Genomic DNA, 18552 nt, shown 5'->3' on the forward strand with positions numbered 1-18552 from the left:
CCGGACGCGGTCTCCCGCATCGTGGAGAAGCGGACCGTGGCGGCTCCCGGCGGAGATGTCCGGGGCCCGACCGGCCGGGCTGTCGGCTGGATCATGCCTCTGCGCGGGGCTCCGGACCACGATGACGTGGCCGCCGCGAGTGGCCCTCGACCCGTCTGGTCCCGGGACTTCGCACTGTTCTTCGTCGCGCGGGCCCTTGCCCGGCTCGGTGACGCCATGCTGCCAGTGGCGCTCGCCGCGGGACTGCTGCAGCACGGGTTCGGGGTGGGGGCGATCGGCCTGGCGATGGCCGCCTCCGCCGCCTCCTTCGCCGGCCTGGTGATCTTCGGCGGGGTCATCGCCGACCGGTTCAGCACACGCAAGCTGATGATCGGGGCCGACCTCGTGCGGCTCGTCACCCAGTCCCTCGCCGCCGTGCTCTTCTTCGCCGATCATGTGGTCCTCTGGCAGATCTGCGCGATCGGGGCCGTCAACGGCGTGGCGGGCGCGGTCTTCCAGCCCGGAGTCGCCAGCACGGTGCCCCGCCTCGCCACCGACGTCCAGGGGGCCAACGGCGCGATCCGGATCGCCGAGTCCGCCGCCCAGCTCGTGGGTCCCGCCCTCGCGGGCCTGCTGGTCGCGTTCTCCTCGGCCGGCGGTGTCTTCGCGGCCCACGCGGCCACGTACGCGCTGAGTGCCCTGTGCCTGTTGCTGCTCCGTCCGCTGCCGGTCACGCCCGCGAACCAGGCGCACGGCAGCAGCTTCAAGGACGATCTCGCCGTCGGCTGGCGGGAGTTCAGGACCCGGACCTGGCTGTGGGGCGTCATCGTCATCTGGTGTGTGTACATGATCTCCATCTGGGGCCCGACCGTCCCCCTGGTGGCGACTCAGGTGGTCCAACAGCACGGCCCGGGCGCCTACGGACTGCTCAACTCGGCCCTCGGCGCCGGCACGGTCATCGGCGGACTGATCGCGCTGCGGCTGCGTCCCCGCCGTATGTTGCGGGCCGGTTCGATCGCGCTCTTCTCCTTCGCCTGTTTCCCGGCATCGGTCGGGGCGGGGCTCGGGCTGACGGCCATGTCGGCCGGAGCGGTGATCGCCGGGGCGGGCATGTCGTTCTGGAGCGTGATGTGGGCGACCAGTGTGCAGACGCAGGTCGCGCCGGACGTCCTCAACCGCATCCACGCGTATGACGTCGCGGGCTCCCTGGCGATGATGCCCGTCGGCCAGGCCTTGGCGGGCCCGGCCGCTGCGGCCCTCGGCGCGGGCAATGTCCTGCTCGTCGCCGGCGCGATGACCCTGGTCGTCTCGACGGCCCTGCTGTCGGTGCCCGCGGTGCGCGACCTGGTGCGCGTCGACCCGCCCGCACCCCTGCCGCGTACGACCGCGGGGATATGCGAACCGGCGCGGGGCGGCAGCCACTGAGCCGTCGGCGGGTGCGGTCGGCCGCCGCAGGCGCGCGTGGCGCGGGCTGCCGACGGTCACACGCGCTGCGGGGCTCCCAGGAAGCCGCCGATCCGCTCCCGCAGGGACCCCGCGTCGAGGCCGTGCGCGGCCAGGTGCTCGTCGACGTTTCCGTACCGGCGCAGCTCACGGCGGCCGACACCGAGACCGAGCACACGGTGCGGTACGTCGACGAGCGCCTCGCCCGCGGCGCTCGTCGACGTACCGGCCAGGTACGGCTCGACGAGGACAACAACGGCGCCCGCCGTCTCGGTGGCCCGCCGCAGCGCCACGGTGTCGAAGGGGCGGACCGTGGTCGCGTACAGGACGGTGACGTCGAGTCCCTCCGTGGCGGCGAGCACGGCGTCGAGCATCGGCCCGACGGCGACGACCACTCCGGCGCGCCCTTCGCGGACCCTGCGGAAGTGCGTCCCGTCGACCGCGAGGGCCTGCGCGTTGGACTGCACCGACAACCGCACGTACACCTTGTCGTCCCCCGCGGCGACCGCGTGCCGCAGCAGTGTCTCGGCCTCGTCGGGGTGGCCCGGGACGTGCGTGGTCCAGCCGTCCAGGGTGTCGAGCAGGGCCACATCGCCGGGTGCCATGTGGGTGAAGCCCCCGGCGGGCCAGTCGAAGGACGCTGCCGCGCTCACCAGCACCGCGCCCACGTCCTGGTGCCCCAGGTCGAGCTTGACCTGCTCGAAGGGCCGCTCGACGAGGAAGCCGGCGAAGGTGTGCACGACCGGCCGCAGCCCGGTCAGCGCCAGGCCCGCGCCGGTTCCGATGAGGAGCTGTTCGCGGATGCCGACGTTGATCACCCGCTCCGGATGCTTGCGCCGGGCCTCCACGAAGCCGTCCGCGCCGATCTCCGCGAGGACGACCGCGACCCGCGGGTCCTCATCGAGCAGCCGCGAGGCGACGGAGGCGAAGCGGTCACGCATGGTGTCCATGGGAGGGAGTTCCTTTCAGGGGCGTACGGAATGCCGGGCGGAATGCCGGGGGCGCCTGCGGTGGGCGGCCTGCCTCAGGCGGATTTCGGTTCGACCTGGGCGACCACCACGTGCGGACGGCCGGGGTGGGGTGCGGTGAAGGCGGCGTACAGCGCGTCGTGGTCACGGCCGTCGACGGTCCGGGCGGACCAGCCCGCGGCGTCGAACCGGGCGGCGATGCCACCGGGCCGGGCATGGCTGGCGGAGGAGTTGTCGATCACGACGGTGTGCAGCCGGTCGAGGCCGGTCGGCCCGGCGTACGCGATCGCCTCGTGATTGCTGCCCTCGTCCAGTTCCGCGTCGCCGACCAGCACCCACACGTGTGGCGTGCCGAGCCCCTGTGCGCGCAGGCCCAGCGCGGTGCCGACGGCGATCGGCAGACCGTGCCCGAGCGATCCGCTGCCGATCTCGGCGCCCGGTACCAGTACCCGGTCGGGGTGGTGCCCGAGCGGCGAGGCGTACGAGCCGAAGCCCGGCAGCCAGTCGACGGGCACGAAGCCCTTGGCCGCCAGCACCGCGTAGTACGCCATCGGCCCGTGCCCCTTGGAGAGCAGGAACCGGTCCCGCTCCGGGTCGCCCACCCGCTCGGGCCCGACCCGCAGCACCCGGTCGTACAGCACCCACAGCGCGTCCATCGTGGACGTCGCCGCCGGCCCGTGCTTCTCGTCACCGGTCATGAGCCCCATCAGTCGGGGCAGGTCCGTGTACTCGTAGTCGCGTTTCTCGGTGATCGTCATGCAGACGATCGTGCAACCTCAATCAAACTTCAGGTCAAGTGCCCGCCGATGCCCTCCGTCGGCCCCGCGTAAACGAGTGCGCGATCACCGGCCCGAGTGCGGTATTGTTTCGATGCGCGTTCGGCCGGGGGAAACCCCAGGTCAAACGGGCAACGGGACGTGGCGCAGCTTGGTAGCGCACTTGACTGGGGGTCAAGGGGTCGCAGGTTCAAATCCTGTCGTCCCGACTCGAACGAGTCGCAGGTCAGGGGCGGTTCTGGAGTGATCCGGAACCGCCCCTTGATCATTCCTGGGGACCAGTTGGGGGCCAACGCCACTTGACCGGCGTCAGCGGGTGACGACGATCGGCCTCGGCAGGGAACGCGGGGCGCGCAGCACGCTCAGCTGCGCGGACAGTGCTGCGCCGGCGGCCGTGATCTTCGAACGCGGCAAGATCACGTTCGAGGGACTGCTTGACTTGGGCCGGTAGGTAACGGCCGACTGGCGGAGACGCTGGGCCGGAAACGGCCCGTACTGAAAACGGCCCTCCCGGAGCACCGCGTGAGGCCCCAGGCCGCTTCGTTGGCTGGAGAAGAGGGCTGGGTAGTGCCGGGTGATGGTGCAGCCCCAAGATTCAATGCAGGGCTCGGCGATGTGTACCCGGACGCCATCTCGCGGGTCGCCTGGCCCAGGACCCACCCCCTACCGCCAGAACGCCATGCTCCGCGGACCCCGCCACCTGCCCATCCAACTCTGAGGCCGCGGGGCGACAGCAGGCGAGAGAGACCAGCCACCCCGGTGCGCAGGCTGCGGGAACCGGTACGCAGGTGGCGCCAGTCGGCCGGTGCGCGACAGGATCCTCTTCACGATGCAGCGGGAAGGGGCCGCCGGGCGAGGTCACGGGCCTCATCCGGGGAGAGACCGCGTATAAGGAATTCGCTGGCGCAAGTCGTCCTACTCGGATCAGGGAGGCGGTAACTGCGTCGAGATCGCCGACCTGGCCGGAATGGCCGGCGTCCGTGACTCGAAGGTCGAGGCGGGCCCGGCCTTCCTGGTCCTCCGTCGCACGGCACTCATGCCATGGCGGGTCGGGCGGCGATACGGGTCACGGTGACCGCGACGGTGACCGGCTCAACGACCCCGTGGGTGGCGAGGTGGGAGGTGGCGGCGGTCCGTACCCGGTCGTGGATGTTCCTGGCGGCGTCCAGGGTTCGGTGGCCCTCGGCCAGGACGCAGCGCACCTCGATGCGCCACCCCGAACCGTCCGGCGCCCGGTCGGCGCGGATGCCCGCCTCGGGCGGCATGCGGTGCGGTGCTGTGTCCGTCCGGGTAGGCGCGGCGGCTGCCGCGAGGCAGTGGGCCAGGCGGGGCTGCAGGGCGGCCACGCCGGGAACGGCGAGGGCTGCCTCGGCCGCGACGCCGAGGAGCGTGGTCGTGCCGGTGGCGATCATCACGTGCCCCCGCCCGTAGGGTCGCCGGGGCTCAGGGGTGGCCACGGCTCCAGTACGTCGACCACGGTGATGTCGACGGCCGTCACGGCCAGACCCAGGTCCCGTCCGGCCGAGTCGAGGACCGATTGGCGTACCTGATCAACCCGGTCGGGCAGCGGGCGGTCGAGGGCAGCGGCCAGTTCCATGGTCACCCGCACGTCGGTGCCCTCGCCCGCGGGTACGAGCCGGCAGGTCGCGGCCCTCACACCGGGGACCATGTCCGCGGCCTGCCGCAGCACCTTCGCGGCAGCGCTCTCGGCGATCCGTAGCTCCCGGTCCGGGTCGGCCAAGGGCAGCAGCCGTCCGAGCCGGATCTCTACCCTGACGACGTTCATGACTCGGTCGGCGAGCGCCTGCAGGCCGGGAAGGTCTTCCGCACGCAGCGCCTGGGCGGCCGCGTTCACCGTGGCCAGTCCCTCGACCGCCTCGCGGCAGTGAGGACAGGACACCGTGTGCGGGTCCGCGACCGGCGCAGCGTCCCGCGCCTGTTCCCAGACCTGGCTGAGCAGGCGGCCGCAGGGCAGTACCTCATCACCCGCGTACGGGGGCACGTCGGCGTCAATGGACATGCCGGCGTCAATGGGGCTGGTGCGGGGCCCGTCGGCATGGGGCGGTTCGGAAGGCCGGGTCTGCGGGTCGTCTAGCGCCATGGGCCCATCGCCTCCTGCAGGGATCGGCGTGCTCTGAACAGTCTGCCGCGCACCGTCTGCTCACTGGTCCGTGTCACGTGGGCGATCTCGTTGTAAGGCAGGCCCTGCAGTTCACGCAGGATCCAGCAGATCCGCTGGCCGGCGTCCAGCTCGGCGAGCGCGCGGGCCAGGGCCTCGGTGGCCGCGTCCTGCTCGGCGGACCGGGCGGGCTGGCTCCTCGCGTCGCCCGTCGCGAGTTCGGCGACGGTGTCCAGGGGGAGGGGCGGCGGTCGGCGCCGTCGTCGCATGGTCAAGCAGCGGTTGATGGTGATCCGGTACATCCAGGTACTGAATTCCGCACTGTGACGGTACTCCGGTAGACGCCGCCAGGCGCTGACGAAGGCGTCCTGAACGGCCTCTTCAGCGTCCTGGGGGTTGCCGAGCATGCCACGGGCCAGGGCCAGGAGGGACCGGTTGTGCCGCTGGACGAGAACGGCGAAGGAGTCTTCGTCTCCCTCGGCCGCCCGCACGGCAAGCACTCCGTCCGGCAGGTCGCATCCCAGCTGTGGGGAAGCAGTACGTCGAATCATGACGCTCTCGCAGGGGGCTGGGAAAGAGCGTGTACCCCCGCCATGCCTGTGTGATGCATATCACACGCTACGTCTGTGAGAGGTACGCCGCCCCTGGTGTCCAACCTCTTGAGAGACACCACGCAGGTGTCACACCTAGCCACTCGAGGCGACCGCCATGACGGACAACATCACCAGCGTCGGCGGGGGCAGCCGGCCCGACTCAGGCGTGAGCGCGCTGAAGGGCCGAACCGGGGCCGGAGCACCGGCCGAGACACGGGGGAAGACCACCATCGCGGACGGCGTGGTGGCCAAGATCGCGGGCATGGCCACACGCGAGGTACCGGGCATCCACAGCATGGGAGCGGGGATGGCCCGCGCCTTCGGCGCCATGCGAGAACGCGTCCCCGGCGGAGGCGGAGGCGTCACGCGCGGGGTGAAGGTCGAGGTCGGCGAGCGCCAGGCCGCGGTGGACTTGGACGTCGTCGTCGAGTACGGCGTCTCCATCGTCGACGTCGCCGGCGCCGTACGCACCAACGTGATCAGCGCCCTGGAACGAATGACGGGACTGGAGGTCGTCGAGGTGAACATCGCCGTCGACGACGTCCATCTCCCCGACGAGGAGGAAGAGGCCGAACGGGACGAGGGCCGCGTGCGGTGACCGACCGCAGTGACCACGGCCATGCCCTGGGCATGAGCGGGTGATCACACGGACGCTCGCGTTCGCGAGACGGGTGAGTGGATGATGAACGCAGCGACGACGGGCCTCGCGGCCGGCATGGCTCTGGGCTTCGCCGGATACTTCGGCGGCTTCTGGGCATTCCTGCTGGTTCTGGTTCTGGGTGCGGTGGGACTGATCGTCGGCCTCGTCGTGCAGGGCGACCTCGACCTCCATACGCGGAGGCAGCGGTGAGTACCCGGCCCGGTTCCCCACCCCCTGGCCTGCCGCCTCCGGCCGAACGGGGCGCCACCGTCATCCCGGAAAGGGTGGTCGCCCGTATCGCCGCCAGGGCCGCACGCACAGCCCAGTCCCGGCGCGCCGCCATACCGCCCGACCGGAGCGGGCCGGCGGCACCCAGCGCCTCCGCAGCTGTCCGCACCGGATCGGTGCGCCTGCACCTGGCCATGGATCTGCCCTACCCCACCGACATCCCCCACGTCTGCGAGCGGATCCAGCACGATGTCGCCGAACGGGTGACTCAGCTGACCGGCTTGGAGGTGGGAGAGGTCACCCTCACCGTCCGGCGGCTGCTGACCGTCGCCGACGCGAGCCAGGGACGGGTCCGATGAGGCGCCACGCGGCCCGGGCCGCCGGGCACGCCGCGCAGAAAGGAGGACCGGAATGACACCCGACCCGGACCCTCCCGCACGCAGCTCCACGCCATCCGCGCGCCGTGCCACCGTGCCGATGACGAAGGAGCTTGAGGAGCCGCAGGCGCCGAGAGAGCCGATAGAGCCCGGTCCACCCGAACACGACGCGCCCCTTCTGCCGGACTTGGCGGCGGGCGAGCACGACAGACGGCACCGGACCCACCGCCCGTGGTCCACGCGCCGCCTACCGGCCGCGCTGGCCGCCTCGGTGATACTCGTGGCGGCGGTCGCGGCGCTGTTCGACGTCGTCGCCGTACGGGCGGGACGGCCTGCGGCAGCCTGGCGACGGCACCTGGCCGACGAATTGGCCACCCGCCCCTTGGACGACGTGTGGGTGCTCACGGGGGCCGCCGTGGCCGCCGCGCTCGGCATCTGGTTGATCGTCCTGGCCCTCACCCCCGGCCTACGCCACTGGCTGCCCCTGCGCTCCCCCGCGCCCGGGCTGCGGGCCTCCCTGGACCGCGACGGCGCCGCCGACCTGCTGCGCGACGCCGCCATGCGGGTACCGGGAGTCAGCACGGCTCGCGTCCGGGTGCGCCGCCACCGCGTCAAAGCCCGCGCGGACATCCGCTTCCGCGACCCCCAGCAGGTGAAGGACGACCTCACCGCCGTCCTCGACGAGGAGCGCGATCAGCTCGTCCTCGCCCGCCCTCCCCGCATCGCCGTACGAGTGCGGCAACGCACCGACTGAGCGAAACCCCCACACCGGAGCCCACACCATGACGCCGCGAACCGTACTCAACCGCGGTCTGCTGACCCTCGCCGGACTGGTACTGCTCGGCGGCGGTCTGTTGATTCTCTTCGCCGGACTCGACGTCTACCGGCGACACGATCTGGTCCCGCCCGTCGGCTGGCCCCTGACCACCCCGCACGACGTCCTCCTCGGGTCCGCCGACCGGGCCCGCTGGAGCAGTCAGGGCTGGTGGTGGTGGCCCGCCGTCATCGCCGCCCTCACGATCGTCGCCCTGCTCGCCCTGTGGTGGCTGCTCGCCCAACTGCACCGACGCCGCCCCGGAGCGATGCCCGTCGGCGGCACACCCCCGCAGGAAGGCGTCGAGCTGCGCGACCATGCGCTCAGCGACGCGATAGCCGCAGAAGCCGGTGCCCTGCCGGGGGTTGAGCATGCAACCGTGCACATCACTGGCCGGCCTGCCCACCCCCGCACCCACATCACGCTTGCTCTCACCCCTCAGGGTGCACCCGGCGCCGCCCTCGACGATCTGTGCGAAGGCCCGCTCCGTACCGCTCGTCGGTCCACCGGCACCCCCGGCACCGCCCCCATGCACACCGACGTCCGCCTACAGGTCGCCCATGACAAACCGCACCGCGCACAGTAAGGCAGGTGACCGACGGCCTGCCTCGGCAGCGGATCCCGCTTGCATGCACGAGGCGCTCCCAGTTGCCGAGCCCCGCGGGCAGGCGCACGGTGAACAAAGATGTGTCGGTCCTGAACGGGCCGTGTTTCCCAGCGTCTTGAGAGGACGGCGATTCCGATGGCCAAGGCCAAGCCCAATGCGAAGGTGCATCAGATCAGGGGCAAGATGAAGGAGACTCTCGGCAAGGCCCTGGGGGACTCATCGATGCAGCAGGCTGGGCGTGGGGAACAGCTGCGTGCCAAGGCACATGAGATGACGGAAAGGGCGGCGGGCCACCTCCGTAAGCGGAACGGGCACTGATCGAGGACGTACGGCTGGTCCGCATCTTCGGAGTCTCATGTCGTCAACGTCGATATCGCGCCGGACGCGGGTGATCGCGCAGTGGTTCAAGCGCCGCACCCGCGCCCGTCCGATGGCTTCTCCAACCGGTCGCAGTCAGACCGTACGAGGCGTCCATAGTCACGCCGAGGGAATCGCTCCGCTCGGGCCGCGTCAGCGCTCGTCCTCGTCGGCCTGCTCGTCCTCCTCGTCGTACTCGTCCTCTGGCCCCTCTTCGTCGGGCGCCTCTTCTTCCTCTTCTTCGTCGGGCGCCTCTTCGTCGTACTCCTCCTGTTCCTCGTCCTCCCCTGCCGCTTCCTCCTCATCCAGTGCTTCCTCGTGGCTGCGGATCACCTCGCCGTCGCGGATCTCTCCGCGCCAGCCCTCGACTTCCTCGTCGGCGAACGTGACGTAGCGCTGGAAGTTCTTGAAGTCCAGCCGCAAACGGCGTCCTTGGGCCCGCCACAGGTTGCCCGTCTTCTCGAAGAGACCCGAGGGGTAGTACTCGACGACAAGCACGATCCGTGTCAGGTCGGGCGTGAGTTCGTGGAAACTGACACAGCCGTGAGTAGTGCCCTTCGCGCCTTCGGAGCTCCACACGATCCGCTCGTCCGGCACCTGTTCCTGAACTGTCGCCTTCCAACCACGGGTCGAGGGGCCGACCTTCACCTTCCAGTCACTGGCGGTCTCGTCGTTACGGGACACACTCCGTACGCCTTTCGTGAAGTCGCTGAACTCCTCGTACTGGGTCCAGTAGTTGTACGCAACGCGGATCGGCACACCGACGTCCAGTACTTCAATGATGTTCATCACCTTGGTACTGCCGGACTTGCCTCCGCGCCCCCCGCCGAAGACGTTCTTGACCTTGTCCATCACATTGTTTTTGAGGCCCTTGGCCTTCTCGCCGACGAACGCCTTCAAGGGGGAATCACCCTGGAGGATGCGTCCGCCGATGCCGGGGAGAGATCCGCCGTTCTCAGCCGTGTCAAGGAGTTGGTCGGTGACATCCCCCAACTTTCCCCCGGCCTTGTCGACGAGATGCTCGACCTGAGCACCGACGAAGTCGGTCAGTTCGTCGCGCAACATTTCGAGGCCGGAGACCTCTCCCTGGCCGGAGTCACGCTCTTTGTCGGCCATGACCTACCTCCGCCGCGCGGGAGTCTTCTTGGCAGTCGCCTTCTTCGCGGGGGCCGCCTTCTTGGATGGGGCCTTCTTCGCGGACGCGCTCTTCGCCGCCGCCTTCTTGGCAGGGGGCGGAGACTTCTTCGCGGTCTTCTTCGCTGGCGCCGACCTCTTGGCGGCAGTCTTCTTGGCTGCGGGCCTCTGCGCCGCCGACTTCTTGGCCGGGGGCCTCTGCGCCGCGGTCTTCTTCGCGGGGGTCTTCTTCTCAGGCGTCCTCTTCCTGGCGGGAGCGGCTTCCTTGGCGGCCGCCCGATGGGGAGAGGGTTTGGCCGCCTGCTTCCTTCCCGCTACGGGGCGGCGACGACGCCGTGGCGGCTCCTCCTCAGCCTCTTCCTCTGGCTCTTCCTCCTCCGGTTCTTCTTCCTCTTCTTCCTCCTCCGCTTCTGCCTCCGGTTCCTCTTCCTCTGGTTCTTCTTCTTCCTCCTCTTCCTCCTCCTCTTCTTCTTCGAATTCCCCCTCAGGCTCTTCCTCGCCCTCCGTCTCCTCCTCGTCTTCGTAGCGCTCCTCGCCCTCCTCAGGCTCTTCCTCGCCCTCTTCCTCCTCGCCCTTCTCCTCACCGATGCGCAGTGTGCGCTCATGGAGAGAGTCGGCGAGGCCGGCGAGGCGCCGGTCGGCGGTGGCGGCCAGGGCTTTACGTCCGGCGTCCAGCAGTTCGCCGCGCACCTGCTCGTTCAGCTCGGTGACTCCAGGAACGTCACCGAGTTTCTTCAGGCCGGTCGTCAACAGCTGCTGCGGATCGAGCCCAAATCGGCGACCTGCGAGATAGGTTGCCAGCCCGAAGGCGACACGGGCTTTCTTCGTACGTCCGAGCACATAGCCAGTTGCGACCGCGGCGGCGAGGCCGATCTTGGTCGTGTCGTTCATGAGCCGGTTCCCTTCGGAAAGGGGAGGTGAACACACTCGAATACGGGCCAACATCCCCTGCTCAACCAGTGATTGAGACAGAAGCGGATCGCACGCGACGCGTCTCTCGGCCCGCTGAGAGCACCCCGGACACGCCATGCGGGGCCCCACCGGGGCAGGTCGTGGACCCCACCGGGCAGGTTCGCTCAAAGCCATCCATGCCCGACAATATGTACCCCTATATGATGGAATTATAGTGTTCGTGCGTGGAGTATGGCGCGCGCTCCGACCACCGGAGAGACCATGGCCGCAGCAGAACCCCGGCGGCGATCCAGCAGCAGTGGCCGCAGCACGGACCGGGGGACCACAGGTGGCCCCCGGCAACGCTCCGGCAAGGGCAACGCAGCCTGGGCCATTCGTTCCGCCGTCGAACAACTTCAGGAGTTGCTCGGGCGGGCCCCCGAGTCCGTCTCGGCATTGAAATCCACCGAGGCCGGTTGGGAGGCCGACGTCGAGGTACTCGAATTGGAACGCGTCCCCGAAACCACGAGTGTGATGGCTACCTACCGAGTGACGCTGGACAACGAAGGCGACCTGGTGGAGTACCGAAGGACGCGCCGCTACAGCCGCGGCCAGATCGACCGGCTGGGCTGAGGCCGCAACGGCCATGAAAGGAGGCGCCATGACGGTGGTGCCACAGAGTGGAGGCGCTGTCGCGCGCGGTGGTGGCGGCAGCAGCAGCAGCCTCTACGACGTCTTGGAACTCATTCTGGATCGCGGGCTTGTCATCGATGTCTTCGTCCGCGTGTCACTGGTGGGAATCGAAATCCTCAAGATCGACGCCCGCATCGTAGTGGCCAGCGTCGACACCTATCTGCGCTTCGCCGAGGCATGCAACCGTCTCGACCTCGAGACCGGGAGAAAGGCACCCGCCCAGTTGACCGACATCGTCGGAGACACGGTGGAGAGCGGAGCCAAGGGCAAATCCAAGGGCGCCCTCTCCGGCGCGGCGGAAGCGGTCACCGATTCCCTCAAGGGGATCGCCGACCGTGACGGCGAAGAGGAGGAGGCCGAGGAAGAAGACGAGGGCAAGGAAAAGGAACCCGTGGAGAGGCGACGGCGGCCGGCTCGGCGCACCTCCCGACGTGAGCGCGAATAGGGCCCGCCCGGCGAGAAGGAATGAGCCATGGCCGTATACATCTACTCCATCACCGGCAAGCAGCACCCGCTCCGCCTCGACGGTCTCAGCGGAGTCGGTGAGTCACCGGCGGGCCTGCGGACAGTGACAGCGGGACCGCTGTGCGCTGTAGTCAGCGACGCACCAGAGGATCTACGCCCCAAGCGTCGCGACATCATCGCCCACCAGGAAGTGCAGAAGCGCCTCATGGCTGACGGCACTGTGCTCCCCATGCGGTTCGGCCTCATCGCCGAGAACGACGAGGCCGTCGTGCTGGCTCTGGAGCAGAATGCCGCGGACTATACGGACAGGCTTCAAGTACTGGAGGGGTGCACCGAGTACCACCTCAAGGCGTCACAGGACGAAGACGCGCTGCTGCGGCAGATCCTGCGGGAGTCGGACGCGGCGCGAGAACTCAATGACGAGATCCGCGGCGGCACCGCCGCCCCCGACGCATCGCTGCGACTCGGTGAGCTGGTCGCCCAAGAGGTGCAGGCGCGGCAAGAGGCGCTGGCGGCGGGTGTGGTCGAAGCACTGCGCCCCTTCGCCCGGACGCTCGAAACATCCCAGCCGACGGGTTCGGACTTTCTCAACGTGTCGTTCCTGGTGACCGAGGAACAGGAAGAGACGTTCCTCACCTCGGAGTTGAGCGTCACCCATCAGATGGGCGACGACTTCGACTTCCGGCTCAACGGCCCCCTGCCCCCCTACAGCTTCGTCTGAAGGAGTTCTCATGGGCCTGCTCACACAGCTCGTCACCCTTCCCCTGGCGCCCGTGCGCGGCGTCGTATGGGTAGTGGAGCGCGTCCGGGAGGAAGCCGAGAACCAGTACTACGACCCCGCGCCGGTTCACCGCGAACTCGCCGAGCTCGAACGTCTCCTCGTCGCAGGCGACATCGACGAGGAGACGTTCGACCAGCGCGAGGACGAACTGCTCGACCGGCTGGAGGAGATCCGTGCCTATCGGCAGGGCTGACACTCCTGATCCGGCACGAGGGAATACGAGGCCGCAACCGTGACTGAACCGCTGGCCAACAGGCTTGGTTCCTATCCGTCCCGAGCAGCGCCCCCCTACGGGCAGGGCTCCTCCGCGAATCTCGCCGACATCCTTGAACGGGTTCTCGACAAGGGCATCGTCATCGCAGGCGACATACAGATCAACCTTCTGGACATCGAGTTGTTGACCATAAAGCTGCGCCTCCTGGTCGCCTCCGTCGACAAAGCGAAGGAAATGGGCATCGACTGGTGGGAGCACGACCCCTCGCTGTCCTCTCGGAGCAGGGGTGAACAGTCACTGGCCGAGGAGAACCGCCTGTTGCGGGCCGAGATCGATGCCATCCGCCAGGGCAACGCCCTCCCCGCAAAGGAGGAAGCGCCCCGGGACACGCGCAGCCGTCGCCGGGGAAGTGCTCGCGATGAGTGACCTACTGACGTACGCGTATGCGGTGGTACGCAACGCCGAGCGGCTGTGGGAGGCAACCGCGCCGCTCCGGGGCGTCGCCGACACTCCGGTCAGCCTCGTCACCGACTCCGGTGACGATCAGCTGGGGCTCGTGGTGAGCCATGTGCCCACGCAGGACTTCCAAGAGGACGCTCTCAAGCAGCATCTTGAGGACCTGGAGTGGCTGGAGGCGGTGGCCCGCGCTCACCACGGCGTCATCGAGGTTTTGGGCGAGCGCACCACCGTGCTTCCGCTGCGCCTGGCGACCGTCTATCTCGATGACAACCGGGCTCGAGAGGTGCTGGAAGCCGGGCGGACCATGTTCGCGGAGCGCCTGGCCCAGCTCTCCGAACACGTCGAATGGGGGGTCAAGATCTATGTCGAATCGTCTGCGGTCCCCGCGGCGCCGACTGTTCCCGCGGCAGACCTGACTCCCGGGCGCGCCTATCTGCGTAACCGCCGGCAACAGCAAACTGTTCGCGACACTGTGTACCAGGCGGCGCAGAAGGCCGCCGAGCGGATGGAGACCGCGGGCCGCAGGCACGCCTCCGACCGTGTCCGGCATCGCGTACAGCAGGGTCTTCTCGCCGACGCGGCCGGCGCCGTCGGCGAGAACGTCGTCAATGACGCGTACCTTGTGCCCCTGAAGCGTTGCGACGACTTCCTGGCCGACGTGGCGCATGCCGCTGACGGGCTGGACGGGGTGCGGGTCGAGGCCACCGGCCCCTGGGCTCCGTACTCCTTCGCCATGCCACTCGGTGAATCCGGCGGTGCTGCAGCTGCAGAGGGAGCACCTCCGTGATCACGCCTGGTCGTGCGCCCGAGGCGCAGCGTCTGCCTCAGCGGCAGGTCGCTCTCATTGATCTGTTGGATCGACTTCTGAGCGGTGGGGTCGTCCTCACCGGTGACGTTGTGCTGTCCATCGCGGACATCGATCTAGTACGTGTCTCACTGCGTGCCCTGATCGTTTCCATCAGCGAGCAGAACCCCTCGCCATGGACGAGGACGAATCCGCTGCGAGGCGGCGACCATGACAACTGAGGGAGAAAGCCGGCTGCCGCGCCGCGCCGACGAGGTCGCGGAGGCCGCCGCACGCGCCTTCCGGCTGCTGCCCGCCGCCCCGCACGACCTGGACCCGTCGGCCGGCAGGGGCTCGCGTTCCCCGGCCCGGCGGATCAGCTCCGACCGCGACACCGTCGAACGGGACCTCATGAGGCTCGTCCTCACTCTCGTGGAACTGCTGCGCCAGCTCATGGAACGACAGGCCCTGCACCGCGTCGACCAAGGAGACCTCACCGACGAACAGGAAGAACGCCTGGGAGCGACCCTCATGCTCCTCCACGACCGCATGAGCGATCTGTGCGCCCAGTACGGACTGACCATGGAGGACCTCAACCTCGACCTCGGGCCGCTGGGCACACTGCTGCCGCCCTCCGACTGACCCCCGGCAACGCGGCGAACGGCAATACCGCTGTCCGCGCAGACAGCTCCTTGCCCCAGGAACACCATGTGAGACGTTCTGGATCACGGGTACTCCGTACACATGGATTTCTGGTCGAAAGAACCGCCACTGCCGCCGAGCCGGGGCCCCATTTCGACGGCGATTACTGAGTACTTGAGAGGTACAGGGCCGCCTCCCGACGAGGGGACGATCGCAGACGCGTCCCCCTTCGGCGAGGACTGGCAGCTCGGCCTCTATCTCTGTTACGAGCTGCACTACCGAGGTTTCGCCGACGTGGACGCCGCCCGTGAATGGGACCCCGACCTGCTCAAGGCCCGGGCAGCCCTGGAGCGCCCCTTCCTCAAGGCCCTGCGCCACCAGGCCACACGGCATGAACACGCCGCCGAGGCGCTGGATGAGCTGCTCGTCGAGTCCATGGCCGGCCCCGGGGTCACCCACTACCTCCAAGACCACGGGGAGCTGTGGCAGCTACGCGAATACGCCGCACAGCGGTCGCTGTACCACCTCAAGGAGGCCGACCCGCACGCCTGGGTGCTGCCCCGCCTGTGGGGCCGGGCGAAGGCCGGAATGGCAGCCGTGGAGTTCGACGAGTTCGGCGGCGGCCGGGCGGATCGGGTGCACGCGCGGCTGTTCGCCGACCTCATGGCCGACCTCGGCCTGGACACCACCTACGGGCGGTATCTCGACTCTGCCGGCGCCGAGGCACTCGCCGTCGTGAACCTGATGTCCCTCTTCGGACTGCACCGCGCCCTGAGAGGCGCACTGGTAGGTCACTTCGCCACTGTCGAGATCACCTCGTCGCCCGGTTCACGGCGGCTCGCTCAGGCCATGCGGCGCAGCGGCGCGGGACCCGCCGCCGAGCACTTCTACGACGAGCACGTCGAGGCCGACGCCGTACATGAGCAGGTCGTGCGCCGGGAAGTCGTCGCGGGCCTCCTCGAGGAAGAACCCCACCTGAACAGCGACGTCGCGTTCGGCGTGGACGCCACCAACTACGTCGAGGACCGCCTTGCCGAACGACTCCTCAGCGCGTGGCGGGCAGGCAAGTCATCGCTGCGTACGCCCGTCTGACCAGCCGGCCCGGCCCCGAACAGGTTCTCCGACGCCCCCGAGAACCGGAGATGAAACCCCCATGACTCCCCTCGTTCTCCCCGGTGTCTACGCCCCACAGGACGACACCGATCTGCTCGTGCAATCCCTGCGTCAGGAACCCCTCCCCCCGCAGGCTCATGTCCTCGACATCGGCACGGGTACAGGAGCTGTCGCTTTGGCCGCCGCACGGCTGGGCGCGAAGGTCACAGCCGTCGACATCTCCTGGCGGGCGGTTCTCAACGCCAAGGTCAACGCGGCGTTCGCACGACTTCCGCTGCACGTCATACGCGGCAACCTGCTGGATCCGGTATCAGGCCGATCTTTCGATCTCGTCCTGTCCAACCCGCCGTACGTACCCTCACCCGACGCCGGCCGCCCCCGCCGTGGCGCGGCCCGGTCCTGGGACGCGGGCTATGACGGCCGTCTTCTCCTGGACCGCATATGCCGGGAGGCACCCGCACTCCTCCGGCCCGGCGGAGTTCTGCTCCTCGTCCAGTCCGCCCTGAGCGGCGCGGAAGAGACACTGAGGCTGTTGCGGGCGGCCGGCCTGCACGCAGACATCGTGGAACACCGCTACATCGCGGTCGGGCCCATCCTTCGCTCCCGAAGCAGCTGGCTGCGAAGCCGTGGCCTGCTGGCAGGCGATGACAGCAAGGAAGAGCTGGTGATCATCCGTGCCGAACGACTCCCCTGAACGACGACGCCGCCGCATCACCGCTCAGCGGACAGGACCTCTGCTCATTGAAGGCCCGGTCGAAGTCACCCTGGACGACGGCACCGTCGTGTCGTCCGACCGATTCTGCGTAGCCCTGTGCACCTGCCGCCGCAGCCGCACCTACCCGTGGTGCGACACCAGCCATCGAAAGCCTGCCAGGCCGAACCAAACGGACACTCCGGGGCCCGAGGCAACTACGGAACTCAGTCCCTGATCCGCGCTGACACCCCCGTCTCCGCCGGACCGTGCAGCCCGGCACCGCAAACCGCCGCCGGTACTCCGCCATAAACGCCTGAGGCGTCCGCGTGTCAGTAGCGGCGCACCCCCGCCAGCGGTTTCGTTCTCCTGTACGCGCCTGGACCAGCCCGCCTCGGCAAACGCCCGTCCCTTGTGGACAGCGCCTTGGGGGCGCGGATGTGCCTACTCTGGAAGAGGCATCACAACGAAATCGGAGGACACCATGATCGTCCTCGGCATCATTCTGCTCGTCATCGGCCTCGTCGCCGGAATCAGCATCCTGTGGACCATCGGCGTGATCCTCGTCGTCATCGGAGTCGTCCTGTGGATGGTGGGCGCCCTCGGCCACGGCGTCGGCGGACGCAAGCACTACTGGTAGCAACCACCTCAGCACAGGGAGCTTCGTAATCCGTAGAGCTCACACAGGACGTACTCAGTGCAAGAAAGGAAGGCAGGCCAGGCCATGGCCAAGGAGCCGAAGTCATCCCAGCCCCCGCACGGTGAGGGCCCCAGCCGGCACAAGGGCACCCATCAGCACGGCTGGTCTCCGGACGTCGACGAGACCCGCCAACAGGACAACCCGAGCACCCACCGCTCCTTCCACCCCGACCAGCGCGCTCCCGATATGGGCCCCGGGCGCAAGGTCTCCAAAGAAGAGGCGGGGGATCCGCACGGCAGCCCAGTGAAGAGCACGAGCCGCCGCGGCGAGGAACAGAGCAAGACCCGCAGTGATGAGAAGGGCATGCACGACACCGGCCGCAAGGGCCGCTCCCAGCGTCCGAGCGGAACCAGAGACGCATCCGCCACCACTGGCGTCGACCCTCAGGACCCGCCCGGCAGCCGCAGGGCCCGCTGACCCCCGTGCCCAGTCTCGTGCCGAGGCCTACGACATCCCCTCGTGAACGAGCTGGTCGAAGCCGCCGATGACGAGCAGCTGGGCAAGACCGTCGCCCGCTACGGACACGTCGGCCTTTTGAGAAATCGACGAGCTCGACTATCTCGAACTCGACCGCCGCAGCGCCGAGATGCTCTTCCAGGTTCTGAGGGAGCGTGAGGAGAAGAAACAGCATCGCGATCGCCTCCAACGAGGCGTTCACGAAAGCGCACATGTTCCGGCGAACCTGTGCCAGGCGGCACCGAAATGTCACAGGTTCCGGCTTCCCCACTTATCTGCAATGTGAGGAAGGAAAGTGCTCTGGCGTGATGCGCCGCGTGAAGCGATTCCGAAAGGACGATGCCGCGTAGGCGGCCGTCACGGCTCTGGTACGCGGCCCGTCGGCCTCGATGGCAGTCACACGGAGTATATGGATGGCACGTGTAGCGGTCATAGCGTTCACGTCGAAGACGGAGCAGTTGCTGTGGCTGCTGTACGGCGCGCACGGACGAAGTTCTTGCGACTGGCCACGAGCTACGGATCAGGTACTCCTCTGCAGGAACCGCACCGACAGGACGCAGCGGCGGTGAGTGTCTTACTGCTTCGGTACGAAGCGATCACTCCATAGGGCGCGGCGCATAAAGCACCG

The 18552-nt window shown here is 68.7% G+C and carries 28 protein-coding genes, 1 tRNA gene and 1 pseudogene; 23 read left to right on the forward strand and 7 right to left on the reverse strand.

Features of this window, described 5'->3' with window-relative positions:
* Positions 1 to 93: 93 nt before the first annotated feature.
* Entirely contained in the window at positions 94 to 1404 is a 1311-nt protein-coding gene (locus AB0D57_RS02375) for an MFS transporter (RefSeq protein WP_362066184.1), read from the forward strand.
* A gap of 56 nt (positions 1405 to 1460) precedes the next feature.
* On the opposite strand, the gene AB0D57_RS02380 is transcribed toward AB0D57_RS02375, so the two are convergent.
* Positions 1461 to 2372, reverse strand: coding sequence for a transketolase C-terminal domain-containing protein (locus AB0D57_RS02380; protein WP_362066077.1), 912 nt, complete (start codon positions 2370 to 2372; stop codon positions 1461 to 1463).
* Between the two features lie 74 nt (positions 2373 to 2446).
* A complete protein-coding gene (locus AB0D57_RS02385; protein WP_362066079.1) occupies positions 2447 to 3148 on the reverse strand; it encodes a transketolase in 702 nt (233 codons plus the stop codon).
* A gap of 153 nt (positions 3149 to 3301) precedes the next feature.
* Between AB0D57_RS02385 and AB0D57_RS02390 the strand changes: the two genes are divergently transcribed.
* Positions 3302 to 3375 (forward strand) — tRNA-Pro (locus AB0D57_RS02390).
* 686 nt (positions 3376 to 4061) lie between these two features.
* Entirely contained in the window at positions 4062 to 4241 is a 180-nt protein-coding gene (locus AB0D57_RS02395; protein WP_362066186.1) for a DUF397 domain-containing protein, read from the forward strand.
* Here AB0D57_RS02395 and AB0D57_RS02400 read toward each other — a convergent pair.
* From AB0D57_RS02400 to AB0D57_RS02410, 3 genes are read right to left on the reverse strand one after another with little or no spacing between them, the layout of a single operon-like run.
* Positions 4201 to 4578, reverse strand: a complete 378-nt coding sequence (locus AB0D57_RS02400) for a hypothetical protein (RefSeq protein WP_362066081.1) — start codon at positions 4576 to 4578, stop codon at positions 4201 to 4203. The genes AB0D57_RS02395 and AB0D57_RS02400 overlap by 41 nt on opposite strands.
* Entirely contained in the window at positions 4578 to 5267 is a 690-nt protein-coding gene (locus AB0D57_RS02405; RefSeq protein WP_362066083.1) for a hypothetical protein, read from the reverse strand. The genes AB0D57_RS02400 and AB0D57_RS02405 overlap by 1 nt, the downstream gene beginning before the upstream one ends.
* Positions 5258 to 5836, reverse strand: coding sequence for a sigma-70 family RNA polymerase sigma factor (locus AB0D57_RS02410; protein WP_362066085.1), 579 nt, complete (start codon positions 5834 to 5836; stop codon positions 5258 to 5260). Before AB0D57_RS02410 ends, AB0D57_RS02405 begins: the two co-directional genes overlap by 10 nt.
* A 157-nt stretch (positions 5837 to 5993) precedes the next feature.
* Between AB0D57_RS02410 and AB0D57_RS02415 the strand changes: the two genes are divergently transcribed.
* From AB0D57_RS02415 to AB0D57_RS02440, 6 genes are all read left to right on the forward strand, one after another.
* Positions 5994 to 6476, forward strand: a complete 483-nt coding sequence (locus tag AB0D57_RS02415; protein ID WP_362066087.1) for an Asp23/Gls24 family envelope stress response protein — start codon at positions 5994 to 5996, stop codon at positions 6474 to 6476.
* Positions 6477 to 6557: 81 nt separating this feature from the next.
* Complete coding sequence (locus AB0D57_RS02420) at positions 6558 to 6728, forward strand: hypothetical protein (RefSeq protein WP_362066194.1); 171 nt, start codon at positions 6558 to 6560, stop codon at positions 6726 to 6728.
* Positions 6725 to 7105 carry an Asp23/Gls24 family envelope stress response protein gene (locus AB0D57_RS02425; RefSeq protein WP_362066089.1) on the forward strand — a complete coding sequence of 127 codons (381 nt, stop codon included), beginning with the start codon at positions 6725 to 6727 and terminating at the stop codon, positions 7103 to 7105. Before AB0D57_RS02420 ends, AB0D57_RS02425 begins: the two co-directional genes overlap by 4 nt.
* A gap of 52 nt (positions 7106 to 7157) precedes the next feature.
* Entirely contained in the window at positions 7158 to 7877 is a 720-nt protein-coding gene (locus AB0D57_RS02430) for a DUF6286 domain-containing protein (protein WP_362066091.1), read from the forward strand.
* 28 nt (positions 7878 to 7905) lie between these two features.
* The gene (locus AB0D57_RS02435) at positions 7906 to 8523 is read left to right on the forward strand and encodes an alkaline shock response membrane anchor protein AmaP (RefSeq protein WP_362066093.1); all 618 of its coding nucleotides are present in this window, start codon (positions 7906 to 7908) and stop codon (positions 8521 to 8523) included.
* 156 nt (positions 8524 to 8679) lie between these two features.
* Complete coding sequence (locus AB0D57_RS02440; RefSeq protein ID WP_362066095.1) at positions 8680 to 8862, forward strand: CsbD family protein; 183 nt, start codon at positions 8680 to 8682, stop codon at positions 8860 to 8862.
* Positions 8863 to 9054: 192 nt separating this feature from the next.
* Here AB0D57_RS02440 and AB0D57_RS02445 read toward each other — a convergent pair whose 3' ends face one another.
* Positions 9055 to 10017 carry an SRPBCC family protein gene (locus AB0D57_RS02445; RefSeq protein WP_362066097.1) on the reverse strand — a complete coding sequence of 321 codons (963 nt, stop codon included), beginning with the start codon at positions 10015 to 10017 and terminating at the stop codon, positions 9055 to 9057.
* Between the two features lie 3 nt (positions 10018 to 10020).
* Entirely contained in the window at positions 10021 to 10926 is a 906-nt protein-coding gene (locus tag AB0D57_RS02450) for a histone protein (RefSeq protein WP_362066099.1), read from the reverse strand.
* A 282-nt stretch (positions 10927 to 11208) separates the two neighbouring features.
* On the opposite strand from AB0D57_RS02450, the gene AB0D57_RS02455 reads away from it, so the two are divergent.
* The 14 genes and pseudogenes from AB0D57_RS02455 to AB0D57_RS02520 all read left to right on the forward strand — a co-directional run.
* Positions 11209 to 11559 (forward strand): gas vesicle protein, encoded by a 351-nt coding sequence (locus tag AB0D57_RS02455; RefSeq protein ID WP_362066101.1) that lies wholly within the window; start codon positions 11209 to 11211, stop codon positions 11557 to 11559.
* 28 nt (positions 11560 to 11587) lie between these two features.
* Positions 11588 to 12064, forward strand: coding sequence for a gas vesicle protein GvpJ (gene gvpJ / locus AB0D57_RS02460; protein WP_362066103.1), 477 nt, complete (start codon positions 11588 to 11590; stop codon positions 12062 to 12064).
* A gap of 27 nt (positions 12065 to 12091) precedes the next feature.
* Positions 12092 to 12805 carry a GvpL/GvpF family gas vesicle protein gene (locus AB0D57_RS02465; RefSeq protein WP_362066105.1) on the forward strand — a complete coding sequence of 238 codons (714 nt, stop codon included), beginning with the start codon at positions 12092 to 12094 and terminating at the stop codon, positions 12803 to 12805.
* 10 nt (positions 12806 to 12815) lie between these two features.
* Entirely contained in the window at positions 12816 to 13058 is a 243-nt protein-coding gene (locus AB0D57_RS02470) for a gas vesicle protein GvpG (protein ID WP_168498659.1), read from the forward strand.
* Between the two features lie 39 nt (positions 13059 to 13097).
* Positions 13098 to 13505 (forward strand): gas vesicle protein, encoded by a 408-nt coding sequence (locus AB0D57_RS02475; RefSeq protein ID WP_362066107.1) that lies wholly within the window; start codon positions 13098 to 13100, stop codon positions 13503 to 13505.
* Entirely contained in the window at positions 13498 to 14325 is an 828-nt protein-coding gene (locus AB0D57_RS02480; protein ID WP_362066109.1) for a GvpL/GvpF family gas vesicle protein, read from the forward strand. Before AB0D57_RS02475 ends, AB0D57_RS02480 begins: the two co-directional genes overlap by 8 nt.
* A complete protein-coding gene (locus AB0D57_RS02485; protein WP_362066188.1) occupies positions 14325 to 14564 on the forward strand; it encodes a gas vesicle protein in 240 nt (79 codons plus the stop codon). Before AB0D57_RS02480 ends, AB0D57_RS02485 begins: the two co-directional genes overlap by 1 nt.
* On the forward strand, positions 14554 to 14964 hold the full coding sequence (locus tag AB0D57_RS02490) for a gas vesicle protein K (RefSeq protein WP_362066111.1): 411 nt from the start codon (positions 14554 to 14556) through the stop codon (positions 14962 to 14964). The genes AB0D57_RS02485 and AB0D57_RS02490 overlap by 11 nt, the downstream gene beginning before the upstream one ends.
* A 102-nt stretch (positions 14965 to 15066) precedes the next feature.
* Positions 15067 to 16056: an iron-containing redox enzyme family protein gene (locus AB0D57_RS02495; RefSeq protein WP_362066113.1), complete on the forward strand. Its 990-nt coding sequence runs from the start codon at positions 15067 to 15069 to the stop codon at positions 16054 to 16056.
* 61 nt (positions 16057 to 16117) lie between these two features.
* Positions 16118 to 16771, forward strand: a complete 654-nt coding sequence (locus tag AB0D57_RS02500) for a HemK2/MTQ2 family protein methyltransferase (protein WP_362066115.1) — start codon at positions 16118 to 16120, stop codon at positions 16769 to 16771.
* Positions 16752 to 17006 carry a CDGSH iron-sulfur domain-containing protein gene (locus AB0D57_RS02505; RefSeq protein ID WP_362066117.1) on the forward strand — a complete coding sequence of 85 codons (255 nt, stop codon included), beginning with the start codon at positions 16752 to 16754 and terminating at the stop codon, positions 17004 to 17006. The genes AB0D57_RS02500 and AB0D57_RS02505 overlap by 20 nt, the downstream gene beginning before the upstream one ends.
* Positions 17007 to 17252: 246 nt before the next feature.
* The gene (locus tag AB0D57_RS02510; RefSeq protein WP_362066119.1) at positions 17253 to 17408 is read left to right on the forward strand and encodes a DUF6131 family protein; all 156 of its coding nucleotides are present in this window, start codon (positions 17253 to 17255) and stop codon (positions 17406 to 17408) included.
* Positions 17409 to 17492: 84 nt separating this feature from the next.
* Positions 17493 to 17885 (forward strand): hypothetical protein, encoded by a 393-nt coding sequence (locus AB0D57_RS02515; protein ID WP_362066121.1) that lies wholly within the window; start codon positions 17493 to 17495, stop codon positions 17883 to 17885.
* A gap of 39 nt (positions 17886 to 17924) precedes the next feature.
* A pseudogene (locus AB0D57_RS02520) lies at positions 17925 to 18124 on the forward strand (ATP-binding protein); the annotation flags it as partial.
* Between the last annotated feature and the right edge of the window lie 428 nt (positions 18125 to 18552).

It is taken from the genome of Streptomyces sp. NPDC048275, from assembly GCF_040652275.1.
Classification (GTDB): domain Bacteria; phylum Actinomycetota; class Actinomycetes; order Streptomycetales; family Streptomycetaceae; genus Streptomyces.

Excerpts from the sequence above, each read along its gene's own strand:
- AB0D57_RS02375 (WP_362066184.1), top strand. The coding sequence starts at position 94 with ATGCCTCTGCGCGGGGCTCCGGACCACGATGACGTGGCCGCCGCGAGT.
- AB0D57_RS02380 (WP_362066077.1), bottom strand. The coding sequence starts at position 2,372 with ATGGACACCATGCGTGACCGCTTCGCCTCCGTCGCCTCGCGGCTGCTC.
- AB0D57_RS02385 (WP_362066079.1), bottom strand. The coding sequence starts at position 3,148 with ATGACGATCACCGAGAAACGCGACTACGAGTACACGGACCTGCCCCGA.
- AB0D57_RS02400 (WP_362066081.1), bottom strand. The coding sequence starts at position 4,578 with ATGATCGCCACCGGCACGACCACGCTCCTCGGCGTCGCGGCCGAGGCA.
- AB0D57_RS02405 (WP_362066083.1), bottom strand. The coding sequence starts at position 5,267 with ATGGCGCTAGACGACCCGCAGACCCGGCCTTCCGAACCGCCCCATGCC.
- AB0D57_RS02410 (WP_362066085.1), bottom strand. The coding sequence starts at position 5,836 with ATGATTCGACGTACTGCTTCCCCACAGCTGGGATGCGACCTGCCGGAC.
- AB0D57_RS02415 (WP_362066087.1), top strand. The coding sequence starts at position 5,994 with ATGACGGACAACATCACCAGCGTCGGCGGGGGCAGCCGGCCCGACTCA.
- AB0D57_RS02420 (WP_362066194.1), top strand. The coding sequence starts at position 6,558 with ATGATGAACGCAGCGACGACGGGCCTCGCGGCCGGCATGGCTCTGGGC.
- AB0D57_RS02430 (WP_362066091.1), top strand. The coding sequence starts at position 7,158 with ATGACACCCGACCCGGACCCTCCCGCACGCAGCTCCACGCCATCCGCG.
- AB0D57_RS02435 (WP_362066093.1), top strand. The coding sequence starts at position 7,906 with ATGACGCCGCGAACCGTACTCAACCGCGGTCTGCTGACCCTCGCCGGA.
- AB0D57_RS02440 (WP_362066095.1), top strand. The coding sequence starts at position 8,680 with ATGGCCAAGGCCAAGCCCAATGCGAAGGTGCATCAGATCAGGGGCAAG.
- AB0D57_RS02445 (WP_362066097.1), bottom strand. The coding sequence starts at position 10,017 with ATGGCCGACAAAGAGCGTGACTCCGGCCAGGGAGAGGTCTCCGGCCTC.
- AB0D57_RS02450 (WP_362066099.1), bottom strand. The coding sequence starts at position 10,926 with ATGAACGACACGACCAAGATCGGCCTCGCCGCCGCGGTCGCAACTGGC.
- AB0D57_RS02455 (WP_362066101.1), top strand. The coding sequence starts at position 11,209 with ATGGCCGCAGCAGAACCCCGGCGGCGATCCAGCAGCAGTGGCCGCAGC.
- gvpJ (WP_362066103.1), top strand. The coding sequence starts at position 11,588 with ATGACGGTGGTGCCACAGAGTGGAGGCGCTGTCGCGCGCGGTGGTGGC.
- AB0D57_RS02465 (WP_362066105.1), top strand. The coding sequence starts at position 12,092 with ATGGCCGTATACATCTACTCCATCACCGGCAAGCAGCACCCGCTCCGC.
- AB0D57_RS02470 (WP_168498659.1), top strand. The coding sequence starts at position 12,816 with ATGGGCCTGCTCACACAGCTCGTCACCCTTCCCCTGGCGCCCGTGCGC.
- AB0D57_RS02480 (WP_362066109.1), top strand. The coding sequence starts at position 13,498 with ATGAGTGACCTACTGACGTACGCGTATGCGGTGGTACGCAACGCCGAG.
- AB0D57_RS02490 (WP_362066111.1), top strand. The coding sequence starts at position 14,554 with ATGACAACTGAGGGAGAAAGCCGGCTGCCGCGCCGCGCCGACGAGGTC.
- AB0D57_RS02495 (WP_362066113.1), top strand. The coding sequence starts at position 15,067 with ATGGATTTCTGGTCGAAAGAACCGCCACTGCCGCCGAGCCGGGGCCCC.
- AB0D57_RS02500 (WP_362066115.1), top strand. The coding sequence starts at position 16,118 with ATGACTCCCCTCGTTCTCCCCGGTGTCTACGCCCCACAGGACGACACC.
- AB0D57_RS02510 (WP_362066119.1), top strand. The coding sequence starts at position 17,253 with ATGATCGTCCTCGGCATCATTCTGCTCGTCATCGGCCTCGTCGCCGGA.
- AB0D57_RS02515 (WP_362066121.1), top strand. The coding sequence starts at position 17,493 with ATGGCCAAGGAGCCGAAGTCATCCCAGCCCCCGCACGGTGAGGGCCCC.